This window comes from Kitasatospora sp. NBC_01246 (genome assembly GCF_036226505.1).
Classification (GTDB): Bacteria; Actinomycetota; Actinomycetes; order Streptomycetales; family Streptomycetaceae; genus Kitasatospora.
Genome location: NZ_CP108484.1, coordinates 5386834 through 5412517, shown reverse-complemented (window position 1 = coordinate 5412517; position 25684 = coordinate 5386834). Strand labels below are relative to the sequence as shown.

Annotated in this window: 21 protein-coding genes and 1 riboswitch; of the genes, 9 read left to right on the top strand and 12 right to left on the bottom strand. The window is 73.9% G+C overall.

From position 1 onward, the window contains the following. Positions 1–61: 61 nt before the first annotated feature. A complete protein-coding gene (locus OG618_RS23610) occupies positions 62–1525 on the bottom strand; it encodes a glycoside hydrolase family 26 protein (RefSeq protein WP_329489536.1) in 1464 nt (487 codons plus the stop codon). Between the two features lie 169 nt (positions 1526–1694). Further along, entirely contained in the window at positions 1695–2978 is a 1284-nt protein-coding gene (locus tag OG618_RS23605) for a hypothetical protein (protein WP_329489535.1), read from the bottom strand. A gap of 383 nt (positions 2979–3361) precedes the next feature. Continuing rightward, a riboswitch (cobalamin riboswitch) is annotated at positions 3362–3488 on the top strand. Positions 3489–3677: 189 nt separating this feature from the next. On the opposite strand from OG618_RS23605, the gene OG618_RS23600 reads away from it, so the two are divergent. The 3 genes from OG618_RS23600 (at position 3678) to OG618_RS23590 (ending at position 8371) form a co-directional block, all read left to right on the top strand. Then, the gene (locus OG618_RS23600; protein ID WP_329492242.1) at positions 3678–6083 is read left to right on the top strand and encodes a ribonucleoside-diphosphate reductase subunit alpha; all 2406 of its coding nucleotides are present in this window, start codon (positions 3678–3680) and stop codon (positions 6081–6083) included. Between the two features lie 35 nt (positions 6084–6118). Then, the gene (locus OG618_RS23595; RefSeq protein ID WP_329492241.1) at positions 6119–7114 is read left to right on the top strand and encodes a ribonucleotide-diphosphate reductase subunit beta; all 996 of its coding nucleotides are present in this window, start codon (positions 6119–6121) and stop codon (positions 7112–7114) included. 195 nt (positions 7115–7309) lie between these two features. Further along, positions 7310–8371, top strand: coding sequence for a ferritin-like domain-containing protein (locus tag OG618_RS23590; RefSeq protein ID WP_329489534.1), 1062 nt, complete (start codon positions 7310–7312; stop codon positions 8369–8371). A 50-nt stretch (positions 8372–8421) separates the two neighbouring features. Here the strand turns inward: OG618_RS23590 and def are convergent, their stop codons facing one another. The 8 genes from def to OG618_RS23550 form a co-directional block, all read right to left on the bottom strand. Continuing rightward, entirely contained in the window at positions 8422–9063 is a 642-nt protein-coding gene (gene def, locus OG618_RS23585) for a peptide deformylase (RefSeq protein WP_329489533.1), read from the bottom strand. Between the two features lie 62 nt (positions 9064–9125). After that, positions 9126–10115 carry a tetratricopeptide repeat protein gene (locus tag OG618_RS23580; protein WP_329489532.1) on the bottom strand — a complete coding sequence of 330 codons (990 nt, stop codon included), beginning with the start codon at positions 10113–10115 and terminating at the stop codon, positions 9126–9128. 247 nt (positions 10116–10362) lie between these two features. Beyond that, positions 10363–11664, bottom strand: a complete 1302-nt coding sequence (locus OG618_RS23575) for an HD-GYP domain-containing protein (RefSeq protein ID WP_329489531.1) — start codon at positions 11662–11664, stop codon at positions 10363–10365. Next, positions 11661–13094, bottom strand: coding sequence for an HD-GYP domain-containing protein (locus tag OG618_RS23570; RefSeq protein WP_329489530.1), 1434 nt, complete (start codon positions 13092–13094; stop codon positions 11661–11663). Before OG618_RS23570 ends, OG618_RS23575 begins: the two co-directional genes overlap by 4 nt. 306 nt (positions 13095–13400) lie before the next feature. Further along, complete coding sequence (rsrA, locus tag OG618_RS23565; RefSeq protein ID WP_329489529.1) at positions 13401–13805, bottom strand: mycothiol system anti-sigma-R factor; 405 nt, start codon at positions 13803–13805, stop codon at positions 13401–13403. Continuing rightward, a complete protein-coding gene (locus OG618_RS23560; RefSeq protein ID WP_380391665.1) occupies positions 13802–14545 on the bottom strand; it encodes a sigma-70 family RNA polymerase sigma factor in 744 nt (247 codons plus the stop codon). The genes rsrA and OG618_RS23560 overlap by 4 nt, the downstream gene beginning before the upstream one ends. A gap of 287 nt (positions 14546–14832) precedes the next feature. After that, positions 14833–15468, bottom strand: coding sequence for an alpha/beta hydrolase family protein (locus tag OG618_RS23555; protein ID WP_329489527.1), 636 nt, complete (start codon positions 15466–15468; stop codon positions 14833–14835). A gap of 70 nt (positions 15469–15538) precedes the next feature. Continuing rightward, entirely contained in the window at positions 15539–16291 is a 753-nt protein-coding gene (locus tag OG618_RS23550; RefSeq protein ID WP_329489526.1) for an SOS response-associated peptidase, read from the bottom strand. 154 nt (positions 16292–16445) lie between these two features. Between OG618_RS23550 and OG618_RS23545 the strand changes: the two genes are divergently transcribed. From OG618_RS23545 to hisN, 5 genes are all read left to right on the top strand, one after another. After that, on the top strand, positions 16446–17162 hold the full coding sequence (locus OG618_RS23545; RefSeq protein ID WP_329489525.1) for a M50 family metallopeptidase: 717 nt from the start codon (positions 16446–16448) through the stop codon (positions 17160–17162). A 90-nt stretch (positions 17163–17252) separates the two neighbouring features. Next, on the top strand, positions 17253–18584 hold the full coding sequence (gene aroA / locus OG618_RS23540; RefSeq protein ID WP_329489524.1) for a 3-phosphoshikimate 1-carboxyvinyltransferase: 1332 nt from the start codon (positions 17253–17255) through the stop codon (positions 18582–18584). A 16-nt stretch (positions 18585–18600) separates the two neighbouring features. Continuing rightward, on the top strand, positions 18601–19656 hold the full coding sequence (rsgA, locus tag OG618_RS23535) for a ribosome small subunit-dependent GTPase A (protein WP_329489523.1): 1056 nt from the start codon (positions 18601–18603) through the stop codon (positions 19654–19656). Between the two features lie 118 nt (positions 19657–19774). After that, positions 19775–20098, top strand: a complete 324-nt coding sequence (locus OG618_RS23530) for a DMT family transporter (RefSeq protein WP_329489522.1) — start codon at positions 19775–19777, stop codon at positions 20096–20098. Between the two features lie 523 nt (positions 20099–20621). Continuing rightward, positions 20622–21419, top strand: coding sequence for a histidinol-phosphatase (gene hisN / locus OG618_RS23525; RefSeq protein WP_329489521.1), 798 nt, complete (start codon positions 20622–20624; stop codon positions 21417–21419). 73 nt (positions 21420–21492) lie between these two features. On the opposite strand, the gene OG618_RS23520 is transcribed toward hisN, so the two are convergent. Continuing rightward, complete coding sequence (locus OG618_RS23520; RefSeq protein WP_329489520.1) at positions 21493–22971, bottom strand: catalase; 1479 nt, start codon at positions 22969–22971, stop codon at positions 21493–21495. Between the two features lie 107 nt (positions 22972–23078). Between OG618_RS23520 and OG618_RS23515 the strand changes: the two genes are divergently transcribed. Continuing rightward, the gene (locus tag OG618_RS23515; protein ID WP_329489519.1) at positions 23079–23498 is read left to right on the top strand and encodes a Fur family transcriptional regulator; all 420 of its coding nucleotides are present in this window, start codon (positions 23079–23081) and stop codon (positions 23496–23498) included. A gap of 7 nt (positions 23499–23505) precedes the next feature. Here the strand turns inward: OG618_RS23515 and OG618_RS23510 are convergent, their stop codons facing one another. Then, a complete protein-coding gene (locus OG618_RS23510) occupies positions 23506–25488 on the bottom strand; it encodes a tetratricopeptide repeat protein (RefSeq protein WP_329489518.1) in 1983 nt (660 codons plus the stop codon). Between the last annotated feature and the right edge of the window lie 196 nt (positions 25489–25684).

Below are 25684 nucleotides of genomic sequence, written 5' to 3'. Positions count from 1 at the left end.
AATTCCCCCGGTTCAGGAGGGTGCGGACGTGTTGTCGATCTCACGGACGAGGCCGGCCGGTTCACCGGACGTGCAGACCGCTCCAGTCGACGTCCGCACCGAACGGGCCGGAGCCGCCGGTGAGCGCCAGGCCGTTGCCGTAGGTGGCCTTGACGTCGGCGTTGGAGTTGCGGGGCTGGTCCGGGGTCAGGTTGTCCGCCGTCAGCGACTGCCCCCAGACCGTCCAGATCGTCCACGGGGTCCGCCGCAGGGTGTCCGGCTGGCGGGAGTTGACCGGCACGGCGAAGGACTCGGCCAGGATCCGCGGCTTGCCGTAGCCGGCCAGGCCGTCGTAGTAGCGCTTGGTCCACACCTCGCCGGTGCCGATCGGGTGCGCCGGGCTGCCGCTGTAGTCGTCCACCCCGACCACGTCGACGTACCGCGCGCCCGGGTAGTAGTCCCACGGATCGACGCCCGGGGCGCCGTCCCAGGAGACCGGCGTCCAGGCGAACAGCAGGTTGTGCAGGCCCCTGGTCTCCACCAGGTAGTGGTAGGTGATCCGCCAGAGCGCCTGGTAGTCGGCGGGTTTGCGGCCCGACCACCAGAAGCCGCGGGCGCAGTCGGCCGCGTTCATCTCGTGGTACGGCCGCAGCAGCACCGGCACGTCGTGGGCCGCCAGGTACTCCAGGTGGTCCGCCAGGAAGGAGAGGTCCGTCAGCAGCGCGCGGTACTCGGGGGTGTCGCCGGCGCTGTCGACGACCCGGCCGAACCAGCCCGGGTCCTTCGCGCCGGGCGAGGCCGAGCAGAGCACCCGGTCGAAGGACTTCACGTCCGAGCCCGGGTACGGCTCGTGGAAGGACATCCCGACCAGTCCGGCCGGGCCGCCGCCGTTGTCGGGCAGCTCGGTGCTGGTGCCGTCGCAGTTCTTCCGGGTGCCCGACGCCCCGTAGCTGCCGTCGTCCGGGCGCGGGTGGCCGGACCAGACGGCGGTCATCAGGTCGACGGCGTCGTCGGTGTACTGCCAGCCGACCGCGCAGGCCGGCCAGCGGCCCGCCGAGTAGGAGCGCGGGTTGCCGACGCCCCAGCCGTTCTGGCCGTAGCCGGGGCCGAGGTCGGTCTCGACGAAGCCGGGCAGCCGGCCGGTGATGTCGGCGGCCTTCTTGTAGTAGTAGCCGACCGGCTTGGTCCCCCGGTAGTCGCCGTACTCGGGGTTGTAGAGCTCGTTGTGCGCCTCGACGTGCTGGCCGATCACCGTCCCGCCGGAGCGGCCGGCGCGGGCCGCGCTCTCCAGGTCGGCGAGGAGCTGCTGGACGGCCCGCGCGTTGGGCGAGGCCTGCGGGTCGCGGGCCAGCAGCTCGCGGCCGACCTCCGGCGCCAGGGTGCGCCCGGCGCCGCCCAGGGTGAGCGTGCTGCGGGCGGGCGCGTCCCGGCGGTCGCCGTCGGCCCGGCCGTCCTGGCCGGCCAGCACCACCGCGCCGGCGGCGAGCAGCGCGCCGGCCGCGGCCAGCACGGCCGGTTTGGCACGCAGCACGCGGGGCAGGGCCACGGACACTCCTCCGGATGCTCACCGGCACCGGCCTGCACCGTCACAACCGGAACACGTGTACGACTGACAGGCGGTGAGCCTGCCACATCCCCCGGGGCCGGGGCGAGCGGACCCGCCGGGCGCGAACCGGGGCGGGCCCGGCCGGAACCGGGCCGAACCGGGCGGACCGTCAGCCCGCCGGGGTGGCGGCCGGTGCGCCGCCCGCCGCCTTGGTGCGCTGGAGGAGCTGGTTCTTCACGTGCTCGTCGAAGCCCGCGGCGGCCGCGGTCGCGGCGGCGTCCGCGGTGTTGCCGCCCTTGGCGGAGCCCTCGACGGTGAAGAAGCCGTACCGGCCCAGGGTGCCCTTGGTGTTGGTGCAGCCGGGGGTGGTGCAGAACGCCGGCGAGCCGGGGGCCGCGGCGCCCTTGAGGTGGCCGACGTAGTTCTTCACCGCGGTCTCGGCCTGCTGCTTGTGGTCGAAGACCGCGACGCCGACCGTCACCGCGCTGTCGCCGGAGACGTAGGTGGCCCGGAGCACCTGGCGGCAGCCCTGGTCACCGAGGACCTTGCCGAGGCCGCCGACCGTGGAGTTGCCGTCCCAGCAGGGCGAGTCGAGCGAGACCACGGTGCGGTTCCAGGTGGCGCCGTTGACCGTCACGGTGAGCGCCGAGAAGAGCGCCGCCGCGTCCTGCGGAGCCGGGTCGGTGGTCGCCTCCCAGAGCGGCTTCGACGGGTCCTCGGGCGTGGCGCTCGGGGTGGCCGTCGGGGACGCCTTGCCGGACGCCGTGGGCACCGGCGGCTGGGTGGCCGCCGTGGCGGCGCCGGTGGGATCCGCGACCGGCTTCTTGTCGTCGCCCTTGTTCAGGAACAGCAGGCCGCCGGCGACCAGGCCGCCGACCACCAGGAGGGCGACCACACCGCCGATGATCCGCGTCCGGCCCTTGCGCTTGGCCTCCGCCTCGTTCCGGTCCGCGAGGGCGGCCCAGTCCGGCTCGGCGTGCTGCGGCACGGGCTGGGGGTGCGGCTGCGGCTGCCACTGGTGCTGCGGCGGCTGCGGCTGCGGCTGCGGCTGCGGCTGCGGCTGGACATGCTGCTGGTGCACCGGGGGCTGGGGCTGCGGCTGCACCGGCGCCGGCTGCTGCGGGACCGGCTGCGGCTGCTGGACCTGCTGCGGCACGGGCGGCTGGACCTGCTGCGGCGGCTGCGGCACGGACGGCACCGGCGGCTGGACCGGCTGCGGCGCGGGCACCGGCGGCCCGTACGAGGCGGGCGGCGGACCGAACCCGCCCGGGGCCGGCGGCACCGGCTGCGGCGCGCCGGGGTACGGCGCGGGCGGCGGGCCCTGCGGCGGCTGTCCGGGCGTGCCCGGCTGCTGGTTCTGCGCGCCACCCGGCCCGGCGGGAGGGGGCGGCTGCTGCCCCGGCGAGCCGGGTCGGCCGCTCCACTCCCCGGGCGTGCCCGTTCCGTCGCTCATGCGCCCCCCTCACTGCCTTCGGCGGCCGCTCCGCGAATCACGTCGGTGTCGACGACCCGCTGGCTCCGCTCCCTCATGAGCCGAGATCGTAGGGCATGCCCCTGACGGCGGGCCTGCCCGGTGGCCGATCCGTTTCCGAATCCGAACACCGGCCGGGCCCCGGGCAGTCCCGGCGACGCCCTGCGCCGCGGTCCGCGAAGGCCCTGGAGCGACCCTGCGGCGGCCCCCGGCGCAGGCCCCCGCAGCGGGCGGCCGGGGGCCGGCCGCAGCCCCGGAACGGCCCCGGAACAGCCCGGGAAAGGCCTCTCACCGGTACCACCTGCGATCACGTCGACACGCGACGCCGCACAACATGTGGGGTCGCATCGAGCGGACACCACTAGATGTATGCTCATCCCTGCTGTCGACGCAGGGGAACCCGGTGCGAGTCCGGGACTGCCCCGCAGCGGTGTGCGGGCGGCTCCGACAGAGCCCGCGAGTCCGAATACCTGCCGACGGCGTGCCGCCTGGCCTCCCCGCAGAGGCCTTTCGCACCAGCACCACTTCCGGGCCTCGCGGGCGGGCCGGGGATGCCACCGTCGCGCGCCGCCTCCGGGCCGGCGCGCCGTGCTCCCCTGCCCCGAACGGTCCGGCCCGAGCCACCGCCGACGCCGATCGCCGCCAGGAGAGAGCGCCTTGACCACCGCTGCCTCAGTCACCCTGCCCGCCCAGGGTTCCAGCTCCGCCCCCGTCGACCCGACGGTGTCCGACCCCGGTGGCGCACTGCTTCGGCTGCTGACCGACCGCAGCGCCGACCTCCCCCAGGTGGACCCCGGCCATGTCGCCGCCGCCGCGCTGCGCGGCCGCCACGCCGGCTCGGACTTCGCCGAGCTGCGCGGGCTGGCCGTGGACGCCGCAGCGTCGATGATCGCCGAGGACCCGCAGTACTCGAAGCTCGCCGCGCGACTGCTCGCGCTGGAGATCGTCGACGAGGCGGTGAGCCAGGGTTCGGTCACCTTCTCGGACTCGATCGCGGTCGGCCACGCCGAGGGCCTGATCGGCGACTCCACCGCCGACTTCGTCGCCAAGCACGCCACCGCCCTGAACGCGCTGATCGACCCCGAGGGCGACGGCCGCTTCGAGTACTTCGGCCTGCGCACCGTGCAGTCCCGGTACCTGCTGCGCCACCCGATCACCCGCAAGGTCGTCGAGACCCCGCAGCAGTTCCTGCTCCGCGTCGCCTGTGGTCTGGCGGTCGGCGACAACGAGCAGTCGGTGCGCGAGGTCTCCGAGCTGTACGGCCTGATGAGCCGGCTGGAGTACCTGACCTCCTCGCCGACGCTCTTCAACTCCGGCACCAAGCACCCGCAGATGTCGAGCTGCTACCTGCTGGACTCGCCGCTGGACAACCTGGACTCGATCTACTCCCGGTACGCCCAGATCGCCCGCCTCTCCAAGCACGCCGGCGGCATCGGCCTGTCCTACTCGCGGATCCGCTCGCGCGGCAGCCTGATCCGGGGCACCAACGGCAAGTCCAACGGCATCGTCCCGTTCCTGCGCACCCTCGACTCCTCGGTCGCCGCGGTCAACCAGGGCGGCCGCCGCAAGGGCGCGGCCTGCGTCTACCTGGAGACCTGGCACGCGGACATCGAGGAGTTCCTGGAGCTGCGCGACAACACCGGTGAGGAGGCGCGCCGCACCCACAACCTCAACCTGGCGCACTGGATCCCGGACGAGTTCATGCGCCGCGTCAACGCGAACGCCGACTGGTCGCTGTTCTCCCCCGCCGACGTGCCCGAGCTGGTCGACCTCTGGGGCGCCGAGTTCGACGAGGCGTACCTGAAGGCCGAGCAGGCCGGCAAGGCCGTCCGCACCATCCCGGCGCAGACCCTCTACTCCCGGATGATGCGCACCCTGGCGCAGACCGGCAACGGCTGGATGACCTTCAAGGACGCCTCCAACCGCGCCGCGAACCAGACCGCGCTGCCCGGCCGCACGGTGCACAGCTCCAACCTCTGCACCGAGATCCTGGAGGTCACGGACGACTCCGAGACCGCCGTCTGCAACCTCGGCTCGGTCAACCTCGGCGCCCACGTCGCCCCCGGTGCCACCGCCGCCGACCTGCTGAACGCGATGGACTGGGACCGCCTGGACGCCACCGTCCGCACCGCCGTCACCTTCCTCGACCGCGTGGTGGACATCAACTTCTACCCGACCCCCGAGGCCGGCGCGTCCAACTCGCGCTGGCGCCCGGTCGGCCTCGGCGTGATGGGCCTCCAGGACGTCTTCTTCCAGCTCCGCCTGGACTTCGACTCCGCCGAGGCGAAGGCCCTCTCCACCCTCATCGCCGAGCGCATCATGCTCACCGCGTACGAGCGTTCCGCCGACCTGGCCGAGCAGCTGGGCCGCCACGAGGCCTACGGCGAGACCCGCGCCGCCCGCGGCGAGCTGCACATCGACCACTTCGGTTCGGCCGCGCCGCAGTGGGCCGGCCGCTGGGAGGCGCTGCGCGCCCGGATCGCCGAGACCGGTCTGCGCAACTCGCTGCTGCTCGCCATCGCCCCCACCGCCACGATCGCCTCGATCGCCGGTGTGTACGAGTGCATCGAGCCGCAGGTCTCCAACCTGTTCAAGCGCGAGACCCTCTCCGGCGAGTTCCTCCAGGTCAACCCGTACCTGGTGCGCGAGCTGAAGGAGCTCGGCGTCTGGGACCAGCAGACCCGGGACGCGCTGCGCGACGCCAACGGCTCCGTCCAGGACCTCAACTGGCTGCCCGCCGAGGTCCGTTCGCTGTACCGCACGGCCTGGGAGCTGCCCCAGCGCGCGCTGATCGACCTGGCCGCCGCCCGGATGCCGTACATCGACCAGAGCCAGTCGCTGAACCTCTTCATGGCGGCGCCCACCATCGGCAAGCTGAGCTCGATGTACGCGTACGCGTGGAAGGTCGGTCTGAAGACCACCTACTACCTGCGGTCGCGGCCCGCCACCCGGATCGCCCAGGCCGCCTCGGGCACCGCCCGCGCCGCCGCGCCGGTGCCGGTGGCGTCCCCGACCCTCAGCCCGGAGGAGGAGGCCGCGCTGGCCTGCTCCCTGGAGAACCCCGAGTCCTGCGAGGCCTGCCAGTGAGCACCACCCCCGAAGCCCGTCCCGACCGCGAGAAGATGCTGCTCGACCCCGGCTTCGAGCTGACCCTGCGGCCGATGCGGTACCCGTCGTTCTACGACCGCTACCGGGACGCGATCAAGAACACCTGGACCGTCGAGGAGGTGGACCTGCACTCCGACGTCGCCGACCTCGCCAAGCTGAGCGACGGCGAGCGGCACATGATCGGCCGGCTGGTCGCCTTCTTCGCCACCGGTGACTCGATCGTCTCCAACAACGTGGTGCTGAGCCTCTACAAGCACATCAACTCCCCCGAGGCCCGGCTCTACCTGTCCCGGCAGCTGTTCGAGGAGGCCGTGCACGTCCAGTTCTACCTGACGCTGCTCGACACCTACCTGCCCGATCCCGAGGACCGCAACGCGGCCTTCGCCGCGGTGGAGAACATCCCCTCCATCCACCAGAAGGCCCAGTTCTGCTTCAAGTACATGAACGCGGTCGACCACATCGACTCGCTGCGGAGCAAGGACGACCGCCGCGCGTTCCTCCTCAACCTGATCTGCTTCGCGGCCTGCGTCGAGGGCCTGTTCTTCTACGGCGCCTTCGCGTACGTGTACTGGTTCCGCAGCCGCGGCCTGCTGCACGGCCTCGCCACCGGCACCAACTGGGTGTTCCGGGACGAGTCCATGCACATGGACTTCGCGATGTCGGTGGTGGACACCGTCCGCGAGGAGGAGCCCGACCTCTTCGACGAGAAGATGGCCCAGCAGGTCACCGAGATGCTGGAGGAGGCCGTCGAGGCCGAGCTCCAGTTCGCCCGTGACCTCTGCGGCGAGGGCCTGCCGGGCATGAACACCGAGTCCATGCGCGAGTACCTGCAGGCGGTGGCCGACCAGCGGCTCGCCCGCCTCGGCCTGCCGATCCGCTACGGCTCCACCAACCCCTTCGGGTTCATGGAGCTGCAGAACGTCCAGGAGCTGACCAACTTCTTCGAGCGCCGGGTCTCCGCGTACCAGGTCGCCGTCGAGGGCTCGGTCTCCTTCGACGACGACTTCTAGGCCCGCCCGGCCCGCCCGGTCCCGCTCCTCCGGGGGCCCGACCAACAGCCGCCGCCCCGCCCGGTGTTCGCACCGGGCGGGGCGGCGTCGTTCGCTCGTCCGAATGAAACCGCCGGGCCCCACCGGAACGGCACGCATACGGACGGTGCCGTCCCCCGCTACGGTCCGGCCACAGCCGAACGAAAGGGGCCCACCGTGCCGACCGGAATCCTCGACTACCGGAGCGACGCCATCGTCCAGCTCATGAGCATGGCGGAGGAGGACTGGACGGAGCAGGAACTCAAGGACGCGCTCCAGCGGGCGATCATGCTGGAGCTGTCCACCATCCCGCCCTACGCCACCGCGCTCTGGTCGATCACCGACCCCGACAACTCCAAGCCGGTGCGCCACACCATCCGCGAGATCGTCTTCGACGAGATGTCGCACTTCGGCCTGGTCTGCAACATGCTCACCAGCATCGGCGGCACGGTCGTCCTCACCGACCCGCTCACCGTCCCCAAGTACCCCGGTGAGCTCCCCGGCGGCGTCAACCCCGGCCTGGAGGTCTACCTGAGCGGGCTGACCCGCGATTCGGCGGGCCTGTTCGCCGACATCGAGAAGCCCGAGCACCCGCTCGCCTTCGCCGCCGACGGCAACACCATCGGCGCCTTCTACCAGCGGATCGCGAACGTCTTCCCCACCTTCGCCCACCTGCTCACCGGGCAGCGGCAGGTGAGCTTCCCGCTCGGGTCGAGCCACGGCGCCGGCAACGACATCGTCCCGATGAACACCATCGACGACGTGCTGGCCGCCATCCACGTCATCCAGTCGCAGGGCGAGGGCACGGACGCCTCGCCGGAGAACCCCTTCCCCGGTGCCCCGGGCGAACTCGCCCACTACTACGCCTTCAAGGAGATCGCCGAGGGCCGCAAGCTCGTCCTCGACGAGGGGACGAAGAAGTACGGGTTCACCGGCCCGGAGGTCCCGCTGCCGGACACCTCCCCGGTCGCCCGGGTCCCCCTGGGCGGCTGGGCCAACAGCCCCGGCAACGAGCCCGACCAGCCCACCGCCACCCTCCTGGCGACCTTCAACCAGCACTACAGCGACATGCTGTACGCCCTCGAAGGCGCCTGGGGCGACGCCGGCCCCGACTCGATCGGCCCGGCGATCGGGCAGATGGGCCAGATGCGCCGGACCGCCCAGCAGATCAACGGCGTCAAGCTGCCCGCCGCCCCCCGCTTCACCTACGGCCCGGAGTGGCTGTTCGTGCCGCGGTAGGCACCCGTGCGGAAGGGCCGGTGCGCGCGCACCGGCCCTTCCGTGACACGTCAGCCGTTCGACACCGTCGCGTACCGCGGCGTGCCCTCGGCCATCTGCCGCAGCGCGTCCTTGCGGTCCCGCTTCGACAGCTTGTCGATGTAGAGGAACCCGTACAGGTGGTCGGTCTCGTGCTGCAGGCAGCGGGCGAAGAAGCCGGTGCCCTCGACCCGGATCGGGTTGCCGTCCTTGTCCTGGCCGGTCACCGCGGCGTAGTCCGGCCGGGGCAGCTCGGCGTACGCGGTCGGCACCGACAGGCAGCCCTCGTTGCCGTCGTCCAGCACCCGCTTGCTGCCGGCCGGCAGCTCCTCCAGGACGGGGTTGATGACGTGGCCGATGTGGCGCACGCCCTCGTCGTCCGGGCAGTCGTAGACGAACACCTTGAGGTCCACGCCGATCTGGTTGGCCGCCAGGCCCACGCCCTCGGCCGCGTACATCGACTGGAACATGTCGTCGATCAGCGCCGACAGCTCGCCGTCGAAGGCCGTCACGGTCTTGACCTCCCGGTGCAGCACCGGGTTGCCGTAGACGGTGATCGGACGCGCGGTGCCCTTCGAGAGGTCCGGCTCCTCGCCGACCACCTTCACCGGCTGGGCCTCACCCTGCGCGGGCTCGTGGTCGTGGTCGTGCTGGTGGTCGTGCTGCTCCGCCATCGCTGTGTGTCTTCCGCTTCCCTGGATCGTCTGGCCGTACCGACCAAGGGTAAGCGGACCGCTCAGCAGACCTCTTCGAGATCCCGGTACGCGCGGGTGCCGGGGGCCGCTGCCACCCAGCGGTCCAGCAGCGTACGCACCAGGAGCGCCGGAGCCGCGATCCCGCACTCCCGCTCCACCAGCCAGGACATACCGCCGGCGCCCTGGCTCAGATGGCTCAGGTGCCCCGGGTGGGCCGCGTCCCCGTCGTCGTGCGGGTCGTGGTGCGCGGTGTGCCCGTCGTCGGAGGCCATCCGGCTCTCCGAACACGCCCGGCAGAGCAGCCGCACCGACGACGTCCAGTCCTCCGCCGCGTACCCCGCGTCCGCGACCAGCCGCTCCAGGGCGTCCCGGTCCGCCGCGGTGGCGGCCTGCAGCAGCACCACGTAGGTCGGCACCGGGGAGGGCGCCCACAGCTCGATCTCGTCGAACACCGGGTACGCCACCCCGTCGGTCACCCGCTCGCCGTGCGGGGCGCCGTCGTGCAGCACCACCTCGCCCCAGCGGCGGCCCGACGAGGGCAGCGGGATGGACAGCACCTCGATGCGCGCCGGATCCAGCCGGCGCCCCCAGACCACCTCGGACTCGCCGTCCGGCGACAGCCGCACCGGCGTCGTCCCCAGGTCCAGGCTGACCGGGCCGTCCGGGTGGGCCCCGGCCCCGCCCGGCAGCCGCAGCCCGTACGCCTGCCAGGCCCGCCGCGCCAGCGGCCAGTCCTGCAGCGCCGTCGCCGTGATCCCCAGGTTCCACCAGTCGGGGGCGCCCTGCTCGCGGTCCAACAGCGCCACCGCCCGCAGCCCGGCCGCCCGCGCCTGCTCCCAGTCCCGCCGGAACTTGTGCAGCAGCGCGAGGTTGAACCAGGAGTCCGACAGCCACGGCTCCAGATCGGCCGCCATCACCAGCAGGGCGCCCGCGTCCTCGTAGCGGCCGTCGCCGATCAGCGTGAAAGCCCGATCGGTCGTCTGCCGCCAGGTGGCGGACGGCCGGTGCCGTGCCCGGTGGAAGATCCTCACGTTCGTCCCTGCCGTCGTCGTCCGCTCAAGTCCCGTGTCCGCTCCCGCTGCCACGGGCCCGGTGCCCCGGGTCGGTGTTCCACGCTACGACCGCATCCAACCACGCCCGCCGTCGCCCGCGCTCCCCGCAGCCGGGGTTCCGGCCGCTCCCGGCCCCACCCCTACCCAGCCTGCCCGCCCCGACGCCCCGCCTCAACCCCAACCCCTGAACAGCGCCCGCCGCCCCCACCAGCCGCGCGCCCCTCCCCTACCCCCGCACCCTCACCAGCGCGTCCACGACCCGTCCGTCGTAGATCCGGCCCCGCCCCAGCCGCAGCACCTCCAGCACCTCCAGCCGCCCCACCACCTCCTCCACCCCGCGCCCGCGCGCCGCCGTCAGCAGGTCGTCGTGCGCGTTCGCCACCCGGATGATCCGGGCCGCCAGCGGCACTGCCCGCTCGTCCGGGTCGGGCCGCCCGGGCCAGGGATCGGCCAGCCGGGCGACCTGCTCGGCGACCTGCCGCGGCACCCCCGTCCGCCGGATCACCTCGCTGCCCAGCCGGGCGATCCGCTGCTGCTCCTCCTCCGGGAGCAGCGCCGTCGCCCCGTCCGGCACCGGCTCGACCAGCGACAGCTGCCCGATGTCGTGCATCAGCGCCGCGTACTCCAGCAGGGCGAGCTCGCGGGTGCTCAGCCCCAGCTCGCGGCCGACCGCGCACGCCGTGTCGGCGACCCGGCGGGCGTGGCCGTACGGGGTGTAGCCGGCCACCTCGGTGGCCTTGGCCAGGCTGGCGATGGTCTGCCCGGTGGTGGCCCGGACGGCGGCGGCCCGCCGGAACGACACCTGCGCCAGCAGCAGGGGCGCGCAGAACAGCGGAAGCGCCCAGAGCCCGACCTCGCCCGCCGCCAGGCTGACCAGCATTCCGGTGGCGGCGATCGCCGAGCCGATCCCGAACAGCGACCGCAGCTCGTCCTCCAGCGCCGCCGGGAACCGCAGCCCGCTCCGGGCCCGCCGCAGCACCGCCGCCAGGGTGGCGTCGCAGAGCGCGGCCAGCGCCGCCACCACCGTGAGGAACACCCCGTAGGCGGGGCCGTCCGCCGAGAACCGGTCGACCACTCCGCTGTTGTAGAGGGGCTGGAAGATCGCGGCCGCGAACCCGGCCCCGAGCAGCCGCAGGGCGGCGCCGTCGAGCCGGGCCCGGTCCCGCCACGGCGCCCGCCGCGGCCGCCGGGCCCCGCGGGGCAGCGCCACCGCCGGGAGCAGCGCCAGCAGCAGCCCCGCGCCGGTCACCGCGACCGCCTGGAGCACGCCGTGCGCGGTGGGCAGCCCGCGCAGCGGCCCCAGCAGGGCGTACGCCAGCGCACCGGCGGCGCCGATCGGTGCCTGCTCGCGATCGCCCGGAAGAGTGATCCGGACGCACTCGCCGAGCGCGATCAGCACGGTGAACGCCAGCGCCACCCCGGGCTCGGCCATCCCGCGCACCGCCACCGCGCCGAACGAGAACGCCAGCAGCACGACGGCCGCGGCGTGCACCGCGGCCACCCCGCCGGCCGGCGGGCGGGCGCTCACGACGGTCCGGCCGTCGGCACGGTGCCGCCCTGGGCGGGCACCCGGCCCGGGCCCGGCCGCACCGGTTCGGGCACGCCCAGCGGAATGTCGGGCACCGCCCGGATGCAGTCGTCGTCGGGGGGCAGCACCGGCTGCCAGTCGTGCACGGCGAGCGCGTCGACCAGCGCCCGCACCATCACCGGGTCGAACTGGCTGCCCGAGCAGCGCTCCAGCTCGGCCACCGCCTCGGTGACCGGCCGGCCGCGCCGGTAGGACCGGGTGGAGGTCATCGAGTCGAAGGCGTCGGCGACCGAGATGATCCGGGCGAACTCGGGGATCTGCTCGCCCGCCAGCCCGCTCGGGTAGCCCCGGCCGTCCATCCGCTCGTGGTGGTGCAGGATCCCGGCGTGCGCCTCGCCGAGGAAGACGATGCCGCGCACCAGCTCGTAGCCGTGCACCGGGTGCACCTCGACGGCCCGCCGCTCGGCCTCGTCGAGGGGACCGTTCCTGCGCAGCAGCTCGGTGGCCACGCCGAGCTTGCCGACGTCGTGCAGGATGCCCGCGAACCGCAGGGTACGCAGCCGCTCGGCCTCCATGCCCAGCTGACCGGCGATCAGCACCGCGGCCTTGCCGACGCGTTCGCTGTGCCCCCGGGTGTAGGAGTCCTTGATCTCCACGGCCTGCACCAGCGCCTGGACGGTGGCCTGGTGGGCGTCCCGCTCGCGGTGGCCCTGGGCGAACACCCAGGCCGAGATGGAGAGCGGCAGCAGGGCCAGCAGCGCCGCGAAGGCCCCGTACGGGCCCTGCCAGAGCACCGCGACCATCAGCCCGCCGGCCGCGTGCACCAGCACCGGCAGCCCGAACGCGGCGACCGGACCGAGCAGCAGGACACTCGCCCGCCGGCCCTCGGCCAGCACCAGCATGCCGCCCACCAGCACCCCGTTGGCCAGGCAGAACGCGGCCAGCGCGGCGGCCCCGGGGAGCAGCGCGGCCGGGAAGCGGGAGCCGAGCAGCAGCTGCGGTCCGGCGAGCAGGTGGAAGACCGCCGAGGCGGCGAAGGCGGAGAGGGCGAGCTGGGCGCCGTTCCACACCTGGCGCCGGCGGCAGTCCGGCTCGGTGTCGCCGAACAGCGCGATCGGCACCGCGACCAGGGCGGCGGCGGCCGGGGCGAGCATCAGCACCCCGGCGAACAGCACCGGGAAGAAGGCGTTGGCCAGGGGCCGGGCCGGTGGCCGGGAGGGCAGCGGCGGCCGGCCCAGCAGGGCCCGGAGCAGCCGTCGGCAGGGGGTGGGCTGGCCCTGCGCCAGCGATTCCCAGCAGCCGTGCAGAAAGGCCAGCAGGCCGACCTTGGGCCAGTCCACCGGAGCGCCGAGCCAGCGTGGCACGGCGGCCGGGACGGGCCCCGGCAGCAGGGGCAGCAGGCAGCAGAGCGCCGCCACCGGGACGGCCACGAGGTAGCACACCGCGCCCGTCGGCAGGTCCGTTCCTCCACTGTCGGTAGCGATCTCGACCTCCCCGCCGTCCTGGCCCGCTCCGCGCTCAGCGCACCGGGCTAACGGCGGTGAGCGTCCGTCAGGAGGATAGGCCGCCGTTCCGGCGTCGGGGCGCATGATCGCGGAATGCCGCAGTTGGCGCACCACCAACTCACTCGAACGAGTGAGGGCGCCCGCAAGCAGAGACGGAGCGACCCCCGGAGCGCACGCTCCGGGGGTCGCCTGGTCCTCGGGTGGACGGCCCGCCGTGGGACGGCGGCGCGCTCACTCCGCCGGAGCGCCCGCCTCGACCGGCGTACCGGGCCTGGCCGCCGCCTCGGCGGAGGCCTTCGCGGGCGGCCGGCCCTGCTCGCTGTCGCCGTGCGCCTCGGCCGCGGCGTCCACGGCGACCACCACCGCCTCGCCGGAGCGCTGCCCGGCCCGGATCGAGTCGATCCTGGCCAGCACCTTGCCCCGCAGATCGGCCGGGGTGTCGTCGCAGCCGCAGCACCGCTTGATCAGCGCCTTGATGGCCTGCTCCAGGCCGTACTTCTCCAGGCAGGGCGAGCACTCCTCGAAGTGCACCCGCAACTTGTCGTAGTCGCCCTCGGCCATCTCGTTGTCGAGGAATTCGTAGAGGTGGTCGAGGACCTCGCCACACTCGGTGTCGTGCGGATCGCCGCAGCTCATGAGCCCGAGCCCTTCGCTTCCTGCCCTGCCCCGCTGCCGGCCGGGACCAGCCCGCGCTCACGGGCGTAGTCCTCCAGCATGCCGCGCAGTTGACGGCGGCCGCGGTGCAGCCGGGACATCACCGTACCGATGGGAGTACCCATGATGTCCGCGATCTCCTTGTACGCAAAGCCCTCGACGTCCGCGAGATAGACGGCGATGCGGAACTCCTCCGGGATGGCCTGGAGGGCGTCCTTCACATCGCTGTCCGGGAGGTGGTCGAGCGCCTGGGTCTCGGCCGAGCGCAGACCCGTCGACATGTGCGACTCGGCCCGGGCCAGCTGCCAGTCCTCGATCTCCTCGGCGGCGGTCCGCTGGGGCTCCCGCTGCTTCTTGCGGTACGAGTTGATGAACGTGTTGGTGAGGATGCGGTACAGCCAGGCCTTGAGGTTGGTGCCCTCGCGGAACTGGTGGAATGACGCGTACGCCTTCGCGAACGCCTCCTGGAGGAGGTCCTCCGCATCGGCCGGATTGCGGGTCATCCGCAGCGCGGCGGAGTACATCGGATCCAGGTAGCCCAGGGCGTCGCGCTCGAAGCGCTCCCGCCGGGCCGCCTCGCTCTCCGCCGCGGACACCCGGAAGGTGTCCTCACCGATCGCCTCGGCCAGCTCCTCACCGGTGAGCGCCTCGCCCGCGGGCAGGCTCTCCTCCGGGCCCCGGCCCGGCTCGGCCTCGTGCTCGGTCCCGACGACCGGACCCACCTCCTCGGCATGGCCGCCCACAGCGGGCCGCCCCGAAATGGAGGATATCGGGCTGACGGGCTTCTCGCCCGCGGCAATCCACTCCGACCAGGAGGGGGTGAAGGCCGCGGAGGCCTCGCGCTCCTCCGGCCGCTCGGGGCACGCGATCGAACCCATCTGTGCTGCCTTCCGTCCGGGACTCAAGCTGACGAGGGTGTCAACCATGCCGAGGGCGCCCGCATTCCCGGCCCCCGGCAGGTTTTCACCCGCACGGGTGAGCGGTTCGCGACCGTGCGTTCCCGGGCGGCTCAGAGCAGCCCGAGCACCCAGTCGCCGACCGCCCCGGTGATCAGCTCCAGCACCTCGTCCTGCCCGGTAGGCGCCCGCTTCGGCACCTCGAAGCCGTGGCTGCCGTAGGGCACCGGCACCATCCGGTGCCCGGCCGGCAGCGCCGGGAACTCGGCCGGCCCGCCGAACGGATCCGCCACGCTCTGCACCACCAGCGTCGGCAGCCCCGACTCCAGCAGTTCCCCGGCCCGGCTCTTCTCCGGCTTGCCCGGCGGGTGCAGCGGGAACGCCAGCGCCACCACCCCGGCCGCGCCGGTGGCGGCGCCCGTCCGGCAGGCCACCCGGGCCCCGGCGCTGCGCCCGCCGACGACCAGCGGCACCCCCTGCCCGGCGAGGCGCTCGGCGACCGGCGTCCACCCGGTGTCGAGCGTCCTGGGCGCCGGCCCCAGCCGCTTCCCGGCCACCCGCCAGGGCTGCTCGACCAGTGCCACCGTGATCCCGCGCGGCGGCAGCGCCGCGGCCAGCGCCACCAGGTCGCGCGCGCCGATCCCGCCGCCGGCGCCGTGGCCGAGCGCGAGCAGCGCCTTCGGCGCGGCCGCCGGGTGGTAACTGATCCGGGCGTCCCCGGCGGGGGTGGGGACGAGTTCCTGCGTCACGGCGTGGACTCCAGTGCTCGGAGAGCGGTGCCGACGAGGCGCGCCGGCGGGAAGCGGTGCTCAGAAGAAGTCAGAAGAGGGTGGTCTCGTGCTCGGCCTCGACCCACGGCCGGGTCAGCTCGGGACCGTTGTTGCGGATGCTGCCGACCGCCGGCGAGACCGGCGTGGCCAGCAGCGCGCCGGGCGGCGGCGGGACCAGCAGCGGGCGTATCGCGTCCGGGTCCACCAGGCCCGGGTCCAGCCAGTCGTCGTAGGACTCGCGGTCCAGGAAGAGCGGCATCCGCTCGTGGATCGGGGCCAGCAGCTCCTCCGCCTCGGTGGTGACGACGGTGAAGGTCACCAGCCAGGCCTCCGGGTGGTCCGCGGGCACCGCCCGGTTGCGCCAGAACTCGTACAGCCCGGCCAGCGCCAGCGGGCCGCCGTCGGCCCGGGAGACGAAGAACGGCTTCTTCCGGGGCTTGCCGCGCTCGCCCGGCAGGGTCTGCCACTCGTAGTAGCCGTCGACCGGCAGGATGCACCGCCGGGAGGCGAGGGCCTGCCGGTACGAGGGCTTCTCGTGCACCGTGTCCGAGCGGGCGTTGATCATCTTCACCGCGGTCTCGGGCGACTTCGCCCACTGCGGCACCAGGCCCCAGCGCAGCACCCGCAACTGCCGGACCGGGGCCGGCTCACCCCTGCGCTGCCGTTCCAGCACCACGAAGGCGCGCTCGGTCGGCGCGACGTTCCAACTGGGTGCCAGCGTCTCGACCGGGTCCCACTGCTGGACGCCGAAGAGCTCGACGAGGTCCTCGGGCCGGAGGCTGGAGGCGAAGCGACCGCACATGCCGTCAGCTTGCCACGACCGCCGCTCTCAGCACTTCCTCATCCCGAAGTGCGAACCGCGGCCTCCCGCCCGGCCGTCCCCGCATGGGAGGCTGCCACCCGGGCCGGCCGACCGCGGCCGCCCCGGACCGGGCCGGACGAGAACGGGAGCGGGCATGGACGCACAGAGCATCGGCGAGGTGTGGGACCGCGTCACCGGCACCCAGCCCGCCCCGCCGGGCTGGCTCACCCTGGCCACCGGCGCCGCCGCCCTGCTCCTGGTGGCGGCCCGCCCGCTCTGGCGGTTCGCCCGCAACGCGATCACCATCGCCCACGAGGGCGGACACGGCCTGGCCGCCCTGGCCACCCGCCGCAAGCTCGCGGGCATCCGGCTGCACTCGGACACCTCCGGCCTCACCCTCTCCTACGGCCGCCCCACCGGGCCGGGCATGGTGCTCACCGCCGCCGCCGGCTACTGCACCCCCGCCCTGCTCGGCCTCGGCTGCGCCGCACTGCTCGCGGCCGACCGGATCACCCTGCTGCTCTGGCTCGCGATAGCCCTGCTGCTGGCCCTGCTGGTCCGGATCCGCAACGCCTTCGGCTTCCTCACCGTGCTGCTCGCCGGTGCGGCCTTCTTCCTGGTCTCCTGGTTCGGCAGTACCGACGTCCAGGCCGGCTTCGCCTGCCTCGGCAGCTGGTTCCTGCTGCTCGGCGCCGTCCGCCCGGTCCTGGAGCTGCAGCACCAGCGCCGGCGCGGCCAGGGCGGGGACTCCGACGCGGACCAGCTCGCCCGGCTCACCGGCGTTCCCGGGCTCGCCTGGGTGTTCCTCTTCCTGGTCACCGCGCTGGCCTGCCTGGGTCTCGGCGCGAGCTGGCTGCTGTCCCCGCTGTGAGCCGCGGGGCCGACGGTGCCCCGCCGACCGGCCCGTCCCGCCATCCGGCCGCGGAGCGGACAGTTCCCGTACGGCCCCTAAACTTGCCCCATGACCGAGACCCTGTGGCCCGCCCCCGTCGCGACCACCCCCGTTGACGCCACCGTCACCATCCCCGGCTCCAAGTCGGTCACCAACCGGGCTCTGGTGCTGGCCGCCCTCTCCACCGAACCCGGCTGGGTGCGGCGCCCGCTGCGCAGCCGCGACTCCCAGCTGATGGCCGACGGCCTGCGGGCGCTCGGGGTCGGCATCGAGGAGCAGGTCAACAACGACTCCGGCGGCCTCGGCGGCGGGGAGGCCTGGCGGGTCATCCCGGCCCCCGCACTGCGCGGCCCGGCCTCCGTGGACGTCGGCAACGCCGGCACGGTCATGCGCTTCCTCCCCCCGCTCGCCGTCCTCGCCGACGGCCCGGTGCACTTCGACGGCGACCCGCGCAGCTACGAGCGCCCCCAGCACGGCGTGATCAACGCCCTGCGCGCGCTCGGCGCCCGGATCGACGACGGCGGCCGCGGCGCCTTCCCGCTCACCGTGCACGGCACCGGCGCGCTGGACGGCGGTGTGGTGGAGCTGGACGCCTCCTCCTCCTCGCAGTTCGTCTCCGCCCTGCTGCTCTCCGGCGCCCGGTACAACCAGGGCGTCGAGGTCCGCCACGTCGGCGGGCCGGTCCCCTCGCTGCCGCACATCCGGATGACGGTCGAGATGCTGCGGCTGGCCGGCGCCCAGGTGGACGCCCCGGAGGACGGCGGCGAGAAGGACGTCTGGCGGGTCACCCCCGGCGCCCTGCTCGGCCGCGACATGGTGGTCGAGCCGGACCTCTCCAACGCGGCGCCGTTCTTCGCCGCCGCCCTGGTCACCGGCGGTCGGGTGACCGTCCGCGACTGGCCGAGGCACACCACCCAGCCCGGCGACCAGCTGCGCGACATCTACACCCGGATGGGCGGCGTCTGCGAGTTCATCGACGAGGGCCTGCAGTTCACCGGCACCGGCCGGATCCACGGCATCGAGGCGGACCTGCACGACGTCGGCGAGCTCACCCCGGTGATCGCCGCCGTCGCCGCGCTCGCCGACTCCGAGTCCCACCTGTACGGCATCGCGCACCTGCGGATGCACGAGACGGACCGGCTGGCCGCGCTGGCCAAGGAGATCAACGACCTCGGCGGCGACGTCACCGAGACCGAGGACGGCCTGCGGATCCGCCCGCGCGCGCTGCGCGGCGGCGTGTTCCACACCTACGAGGACCACCGCCTGGCCACCGCGGCCGCGGTGATCGGGCTGGCCGTCGAGGGGGTCCAGGTGGAGAACGTGGCCACCACCGCCAAGACCTTGCCGGACTTCCCGAAGATGTGGGACGAGTTGCTCGGCGGAGCAGTGGTGGGCGGCTGAGCGGGAGACTGGGCACATGCGCCGCTACGGCAAGGACGCCGACGAGGACGACATCCGCAACCGCCCCGCCCGCCGGGGCTCCCGGCCGCGGACCCGGATCCGGCCCAAGCACGACGACGCGGCCGAGGCGATGGTGCTCACCGTCGACCGCGGCCGGCTGACCTGCCTGCTGGACGTCGGAACGAAGCAGGAGCGCGAGATCGTCGCCATGAAGGCCCGTGAGCTGGGCCGCAAGGGCGTCGTCGTCGGCGACATCGTCAACATCGTCGGCGACCTCTCGGGGGACGCCGACACCCTGGCCCGGATCGTCCGGGTCGAGGAGCGCACCTCGGTGCTGCGCCGGACCGCGGACGACGACGACCCGTTCGAGCGGATCGTCGTCGCCAACGCCCAGCAGTTGGCCATCGTCACCGCGCTGGCCGACCCGGAGCCCCGGCCCCGGCTGATCGACCGCTGCCTGGTGGCCGCGTACGACGCCGGCATGGAGCCGCTGCTGGTGCTCACCAAGTCCGACCTGGCCCCGGCCGAGCCGCTGCTGGAGTCCTACGCCCCGCTCGGCATCAACTACGTGGTGACCCGGCGGGACGAGCTGGCCACCGAGGGCGCCGAGGCCGTCCGGGCGCACCTGCGCGGCCGCTCGACGGTGTTCATCGGCCACTCCGGCGTCGGCAAGACCACCCTGGTCAACGCCCTGGTACCGCTCCACCAGCGGACCACCGGGGTGGTCAACGCGGTGACCGGTCGCGGCCGGCACACCACCGTGTCGGCGCTGGCGCTGCGGCTGCCGCCGCCCCCGGGCGCCAAGCCGGGCTCGAAGAAGGCGCTCGACCCGGGCTGGGTGATCGACACCCCGGGGTTCCGCTCCTTCGGCCTCTCGCACATCGACCCGTCCCGGGTCATCCACGCCTTCCCCGACCTGGAGCCCGGCACCGTCGACTGCCCGCGCGCGTGCAGCCACGACGAACCGGACTGCGCGCTGGACGCCTGGGTCGCGGACGGCCACGCGGAGCAGGCCCGGCTGTACTCGTTGCGCCGTCTGCTGGCGAGCAAGGAGACCCGCGAGGGCGACTGACGGCGCGGCCCCGGCCGTTTTCGCCGCGTTCGAGGTGTCGGAGCGGGCCAGCCTGGTGATCATAGGAAAGTCGGGCCGGATCACGGCCCGGCCCGCCGATCGACAGGGAGAGCACGCGATGGCATGGGCCCTGGTGATCCTGGCCGGCCTCCTGGAGACCGGCTTCGCGATCAACCTCAAGCTCAGCGAAGGCTTCACCAAGCTCTGGCCCACCATCAGCTTCTGCGTCTTCGCCCTCAGCAGCTTCGGCCTGCTCACCCTCTCCCTGAAGAGCCTGCCGGTCGGTCCGGCGTACGCGGTCTGGACCGGCATCGGCGCGGCCGGCACCGCGATCTACGGCATGCTCTTCCTGGACGAGACCACCTCGGTGCTCAAGCTGGTCTCGATCTCCCTGGTCATCGCCGGGGTGATCGGCCTCCAACTCAGCGGCACGGCGCACTGAGCTGTCGCCCGCTCGCCTCCGGGGCAGTATCTTCGCCCGCTCGCCTCCGGGGCAGTATCTTCGCCCGCTCGCCTCCGGGGCAGTATCTTCGCCCGCTCGCCTCCGGGGCAGTATCTTCGCCCGCTCGCCTCCGGGGCAGTATCTTCGCCCGCTCGCCTCCGGGGCGCTCGATCCGGTGCCGACGGTCGGCGCTCCAACGCCCTCGTACCTCGGTCGTCCTCGCTTCTCCCTTTCGGCACCGGCGCGCCCCTTCGGCTCGGGGCGGGTCGGGTGGGGGCGGGGGCTACCGAAGGCCGGCGCCGGCGGGCCACCCGGCTCGGGCGGCGGGGCGGCTCGGGCGGCGGGGCGGGTCGGGCGGCGGGGCCGCCCTGCCGGCGGGGCGGGGCGGGTCGGGTGGGTGGCCGGGGGCTACGGGAGGGCGGCACCGGTGGGCCACCCGGCTCGGGGCGGGACCGGTGGCTGCTGCCGTCCGCTCCGCGAGCCCGACTGGGCCGATCCGGGTGGGCTCGCTAGGGTTTCGACCATGGCCGATTACCACGACGATCTCCGACTCGCCCACGTCCTCGCCGACTCGGCCGACTCGGTCACCCTGGAGCGCTTCCGCGCCCTCGACCTGAAGGTCGAGACCAAGCCCGACCTCACCCCGGTCAGCGACGCCGACAAGGCCGCCGAGGAGCTGGTGCGCAGCGTGCTCCAGCGCGCCCGCCCGCGCGACGCGGTGCTCGGCGAGGAGTTCGGCCTGCAGGGCACCGGGCCCCGCCGCTGGGTGATCGACCCGATCGACGGCACCAAGAACTACATCCGCGGCGTGCCGGTCTGGGCCACCCTGATCGCGCTGCTGGAGGACGGCCCGGACGGCGTGGAGCGCCCGGTGGTCGGCATCGTCTCCGCCCCCGCGCTGAACCGCCGCTGGTGGGCGGCCAAGGACCTCGGCGCCTTCGCCGGCCGTAGCCTGACCAAGGCCGCCCGGATCCACGTCTCCGGCGTCTCCCGTCTGGAGGACGCCTCGTTCTCCTACTCCTCGCTCTCCGGCTGGGAGGAGCGCGGCCGGCTCGACCCCTTCCTGGACCTCACCCGGGCCTGCTGGCGCACCCGCGCCTACGGGGACTTCTGGTCCTACATGATGGTCGCCGAGGGCGCGGTCGACATCGCCGCCGAACCCGAGCTGTCGCTGTGGGACATGGCCGCGAACGCCGTCATCGTCGAGGAGGCCGGCGGCCGGTTCACCGGTCTGGACGGCGTGCCCGGCCCGGGCGGTGCCGACGCCGTGGCCAGCAACGGCCTGCTGCACGCGGAGGCCCTGCGCCGCCTGAGCGTCTGACCCGGAACGCGCATGGGTGCGGGCCCGGCGACCGGTCATCCGGTCGCCGGGCCCGCGGCTCATCGGGGTACCGCTACCGCTGCTTGCGCAGCTCCCGGACCGCCGTCTCCAGCCGGCGGCCGTAGTCGGCGTCGGCCTGGCGGAAGTTCTCGACCGCCCGCTCGACGATGTCCTCGCGGTCGGCCGAGACCTTGGCGATGAAGCCGGCCAGGTTGGCGATCAGCCGCTGCTTCTCCTCCTCGCCCATCAGCCGGTACAGGTTCCCCGCCTGCACGAAGTCGTCGTCCTCGGCGTGCGAGGGCGCCTCGTGGGTGCCGGTCGCGCCGGTGACCGCCGTCGCGGCCCAGAGCGGGCGGCCGGTCTGCACGGGGCCTCCGAAGCTGTTGGGCTCGTAGTTCTTGCGGCGGCCGTGGCGGCCGTCGTAGAGGTAGCCGTCCCGGCTGTTGGTACGCGCCTCGGTGGCGTGCGGGCGGTTCACCGGCAGGTGGTCGGCGTTGACGCCGACGCGGTAGCGGTGGGCGTCCGCGTAGGCGAAGAGCCGGCCCTGGAGCATCTTGTCCGGGGACGGGCCGATGCCGGGTACGAAGTGCGACGGCGAGAAGATCGACTGCTCGACCTCGGCGAAGACGTTGTCGGGGTTGCGGTTGAGCTCCAGCTTGCCGAACTCGACCAGCGGGTAGTCGGCGTGCGGCCACACCTTGGTCAGGTCGAAGGGGTTGAAGCGGTAGTGGGCCGCGTCCGCCGCCGGCATGATCTGGACGCTGACCGTCCAGCTCGGGTACTCGCCGCGCTCGATGGACTCGCGCAGGTCGCGCTGGTGGCTGTCCGGGTCCTCGCCCGCGAGCCTGGCCGCCTCCTGCGCCGTCAGGTTCTTGATGCCCTGGTCGGTCTTGAAGTGGTACTTGACCCAGAAGTACTCGCCGGCCTCGTTCTGCCACTGGTAGGTGTGCGAGCCGAAGCCGTCGAGGTGGCGGTAGCTGGCCGGGATGCCGCGGTCGCCGAAGAGCCAGGTCACCTGGTGGGTCGCCTCGGGCGACAGCCCCCAGAAGTCCCAGACGTTGTCCGCCTCCTGCGAGCCGGTGTACGGGTCCCGCTTCTGGGTGTGGATGAAGTCCGGGAACTTGGTGGCGTCCTTGATGAAGAACACCGGGGTGTTGTTGCCGACGAGGTCGTAGTTGCCGTCCTCGGTGTAGAACTTCAGCGCGAAGCCGCGCGGGTCGCGGACGGCGTCGGCGGAGCCGAGGTTGCCCGCCACGGTGGAGAACCGGAGGAAGGTCTCGGTCTCCTTGCCCACCTCGGAGAGGAAGCGGGCCCGGGTGTACGCGGTGACGTCGGCGGTCACCGTGAAGGTGCCGTAGGCCGCCGCGCCGCGGGCGTGCACCACCCGCTCCGGGATCCGCTCCCGGTTGAAGTGCGCCAGCTTCTCGAAGAGTTGCTGGTCCTGGATGAGCGCCGGGCCGCCGACGCCGGCGGTCTCGGTGTTCTGGTTGTCGGCGACGGGGGCACCCGCCTCCGTGGTGAGGGTGGGGCGCAGCTCGTCCTGGGTGCTCATAAGGGGGTGCCTCCGCGTGGTCCGGTCGTGACAACAACTCGATCCTAACTTGGACTTTGTCCAAGTCAATACTGGAACCAAAGTGAGAGCTCACCTATCCTGTACGCATGAGCGACCTGCTGGAACGACTTCGCGGACGTGGGTGGCGGCTGACCTCGCAGCGCCGGGTCGTGGCCGAGGTCCTCGACGGGGACCACGTCCACCTCACGGCCGACGAGGTGCACTCGCGCGCCGTGGAGCGCCTGCCCGAGATCAGCCGCGCGACGGTCTACAACACGCTCGGCGAGCTGGTCTGCCTCGGCGAGGTGCTGGAGGTCGCCACCGACGGGCGGGCCAAGCGGTACGACCCCAACGCGCACCGGCCGCACCAGCACCTGGTCTGCTCGGGCTGCGGCGCCATCCGCGACGTCCACCCGCAGGGCGACCCGCTGGCCGGCCTCCCGCAGGGCGAGCGGTTCGGCTTCGTCCTCTCGGGGGCCGAGATCACCTACCGGGGCCTCTGTCCGGAATGCGCGGACCGCGGCTGAGCGAGCGCTACGCGCTCAACTCCGCGTGCAACGCGCCGAGCAGCCGGCCGGCCCGCTCGGCGACCTCGGCGGGGCCGTAGTCGGCCGCCCGCCGGCACCAGTTCTCCGCCTGCACCGGCTCGCCGCGGCGCAGCGCCAGCAGGGCCAGCCGCAGCGCCGCCCGGCCGTGCCCGGCGTCGGCGGCCCGGGTGTACCAGAGCATCGCCTCGGCCTCGCAGTCCTGCCGGGCCAGCAGCAGTCCCAGGTTGAAGGCCGCGCTGCGGCTGCCCGCCCCGGCCGCTCGCCGGTACCAGCTCTCGGCGATCTCCAGCGCCCCGCGCTCGGCGGCCCGCACGCCCATCCGGACCTGCGCCCGGCGGTGGCCGGCGTCGGCCGCGACCGCGTACCAGTGCTCGGCCTCGTCGTCCGCGTCGCCGCGCCGGTCCAGCACCGAGGCCAGCCGGAACGCGCCCTCGGCCGACCCGCCGGCCGCCGCCTGCCGGTAGCGCTCCAGCGCCCCCGCCAGGTTGCCGCGCTGCTCCTGGGCCACCGCCAGTTGGAGGGCCGCCTCGCCGTGGCCCTCGGCGGCGGCGCGCGCGTACCACTCCTGCGCCTGCCGGTGGTCCCCGCGCCCGGCGTGCAGCACGCCCAGGTTGAAGGCGCCGTCCACGCTGCCGGCCTCGGCGGCCTTGGAGAACCAGGGCTCGGCGCCCGACTCGTCGCCGCGCTGGAGCAGCACCACGGCCAGCGCGTTGCACGCCTCGCGGTGCCCGGCGTACGCGGCGCGGCGGTACCACTGCTCGGCCTGCTGGTCGCGCCCGGCCCCGGCGCAGAGCAGTCCGAGGTTGAAGGCGCCGTTCTGGTCGCCGGCGTCCAGTGCGCTGCGGTACCAGCGTTCGGCCTCGGCCGCCTCGCCGCGCGAGGCGTGCAGCGCGCCCAGGGCGTTGGCGGCGTTGCCGTCGCCCGCCTCGGCCGCCTCCTGCCACCACTCGGCGGCGGCGGTGAGGTCCCCGGAGTCGCGCAGCAGGAAGCCCAGCGCGCAGGCCGCCCGCGGCTCGCCGTTCTGCGCCGACTGCCGGTACCAGCGGGCCGCCTCGTCCAGCAGGCCGTGGTCGACCCGGGAGCGCTCCTCCAGCAGCACCCCGAGCCGCAGCGCGGCGCGGGCGTGACTGCGGGCGGCGGCGGTGCGGTACCAGGTCTCGGCGGTCTCCTTGTCCCCCGCGGCCTCGCGCATCCGGGCCAGCCGGTAGGCGGCCTCGCGGTGCCCGGCGTCGGCGGAGACCTTGAACCAGCGCTCGGCACGCACGTCGCGCCGGTGCTCCATCAGGTCGCCCAACGCGTAGGCGCCGAGCGGGTGCCCGTGGTCGGCGGCGAAGTGCAGCCAGTACTCGGCGGCCTCCTCCTCGCCCTGGTCCCGCAGTTGGAGCCCGAGCGCGTGCGCGGCGGGCGCGCTGCCGGCCACCGCGGCCTGACGCCACCACTGGGCCGCCTCCGAGCGGTGCCCCTGCTGGTGCAGCAGCACGCCGAGGTTGTTGGCGGCCGAGCGCAGCCCGGCCGCGGCGGCGCCGCGCAGGTACGGCTCGGCGTCCTCCAGGTCCCCGCGGCGCAGCAGCAGGGTGCCGAGCCGGCCGGCGGCGTCCGCGTCCCCGTCGTCGGCGGCCTGGCGGTGCCGGGCCTCCAGGGCGGCCTGCTCCCGGGCGGCCAGTGCGGTCTCGAAGCTGGCGGAGTCGAATCCGGCCCGCTCGCGCCCCTCCTCGCCGACCTCCTCGTCCTCGGTGGCGGCGCCGTAGGGGCCGATGGCGGCGGTGAACTGGCTGGCGGAGACGTGCACCAGGCTGTCGGGGCCGTAGCCGTCGACCGGCCGGCGGTCCGTCAGTCCGCCGGTGCGCTGGGCGGGCAGGGCGCCGGGCCGGTCCTCGGAGGTCTCGGCGCTATCGGCCCAGCCCTCGGTGTCCGCCTCGGTGGTCGCCGCGGACTTGGCTCCTGGCCCGTTCTTGCCGATCAGCCTCATGCCGACTCCCGCTCCCCCAGAGTGTCGCGGCATCCTCCCCCGGCCCGCGGCCGGACGGACCCGCTGCCGGCCTCCGACCGAAGGGGTCCCCACGGGGCGCGCTGGAGCCGACGGCCGGTCAACAGCCGCGCAACGTCCCCCATGTGTCCCATCGTCGCATCACCCGCAACCCGCGTACACCTGCCCCGGCCGAATT

Bases quoted from the DNA above. Each gene is read 5' to 3' on its own strand.
- OG618_RS23510 (WP_329489518.1), bottom strand. From the start codon at position 25,488: ATGAGGCTGATCGGCAAGAACGGGCCAGGAGCCAAGTCCGCGGCGACC.
- aroA (WP_329489524.1), top strand. From the start codon at position 17,253: ATGACCGAGACCCTGTGGCCCGCCCCCGTCGCGACCACCCCCGTTGAC.
- OG618_RS23550 (WP_329489526.1), bottom strand. From the start codon at position 16,291: ATGTGCGGTCGCTTCGCCTCCAGCCTCCGGCCCGAGGACCTCGTCGAG.
- OG618_RS23545 (WP_329489525.1), top strand. From the start codon at position 16,446: ATGGACGCACAGAGCATCGGCGAGGTGTGGGACCGCGTCACCGGCACC.
- def (WP_329489533.1), bottom strand. From the start codon at position 9,063: ATGGCGGAGCAGCACGACCACCAGCACGACCACGACCACGAGCCCGCG.
- OG618_RS23595 (WP_329492241.1), top strand. From the start codon at position 6,119: ATGCTGCTCGACCCCGGCTTCGAGCTGACCCTGCGGCCGATGCGGTAC.
- hisN (WP_329489521.1), top strand. From the start codon at position 20,622: ATGGCCGATTACCACGACGATCTCCGACTCGCCCACGTCCTCGCCGAC.
- rsrA (WP_329489529.1), bottom strand. From the start codon at position 13,805: ATGAGCTGCGGCGATCCGCACGACACCGAGTGTGGCGAGGTCCTCGAC.
- OG618_RS23530 (WP_329489522.1), top strand. From the start codon at position 19,775: ATGGCATGGGCCCTGGTGATCCTGGCCGGCCTCCTGGAGACCGGCTTC.
- OG618_RS23605 (WP_329489535.1), bottom strand. From the start codon at position 2,978: ATGAGCGACGGAACGGGCACGCCCGGGGAGTGGAGCGGCCGACCCGGC.
- OG618_RS23515 (WP_329489519.1), top strand. From the start codon at position 23,079: ATGAGCGACCTGCTGGAACGACTTCGCGGACGTGGGTGGCGGCTGACC.
- rsgA (WP_329489523.1), top strand. From the start codon at position 18,601: ATGCGCCGCTACGGCAAGGACGCCGACGAGGACGACATCCGCAACCGC.
- OG618_RS23520 (WP_329489520.1), bottom strand. From the start codon at position 22,971: ATGAGCACCCAGGACGAGCTGCGCCCCACCCTCACCACGGAGGCGGGT.